The organism is Neoluteolibacter marinus (assembly GCF_014904755.1).
Taxonomy (GTDB): domain Bacteria; phylum Verrucomicrobiota; class Verrucomicrobiia; order Verrucomicrobiales; family Akkermansiaceae; genus Haloferula; species Haloferula marina.
Genome location: NZ_JACZFQ010000301.1, coordinates 1 through 574 on the forward strand (window position 1 = coordinate 1; position 574 = coordinate 574).

General features: G+C 72.3%; 1 protein-coding gene. It reads left to right on the forward strand.

Going from position 1 to position 574, the window contains the following annotated elements; genetic code table 11:
- A partial coding sequence (locus tag IG178_RS24960; protein WP_193215266.1) for an MFS transporter occupies positions 1 to 506 on the forward strand: 506 nt, incomplete at its 5' end.
- Between the last annotated feature and the right edge of the window lie 68 nt (positions 507 to 574).

Consider the following 574-nt stretch of genomic DNA (forward strand, 5'->3'; position numbering starts at 1 on the left):
CCGTGCTGCTGGCGGTGGCCGGGCTGGGCATGACCATCGGCAACGCGATCGGCGGCTTCACGACGGATCGCTCCCTGGAGCGGACGCTGCTGATCGCCTTCCCGTTCTACATCGCGGCCATGGCGCTGATGATCACCGTGGTGACGAACCCGGTCGGGCTGACCATCGCGTTCTTCCTCACCAACATGGGCCACGCGACGCTGGGCCCGGCCATGCAGACCTGGCTCATGCGCATCGCCGGGCCCTCCGAGATGCTGGGCGCCTCGCTGCACCACGCGGCGTTCAACGTGGCGAACGCGCTGGGCGCGCTGCTGGGCGGCATGGTGATCTCCGCGGGCCTCGGCCTGGCGGCCCCCACAGTGGTCGGGCTGGTCGTGGCGAGCCTGGGCTTCACGATGCTGCTGGGCAGCTTCGCCCTGCTGCGCCTGCGCTCGCGGCGCTTCCGCCGCGAGCTCGACACCGCGCAGGTCCCGGTGCAGTCCCCCGAGGCCGCCTCGGCCCACTGAGCTCGCCCGGCCCGTCCTGGCCGCGCGGCTCGCAGGTGCTCGCGCAGCCGATGCACCCACGTCTTGAC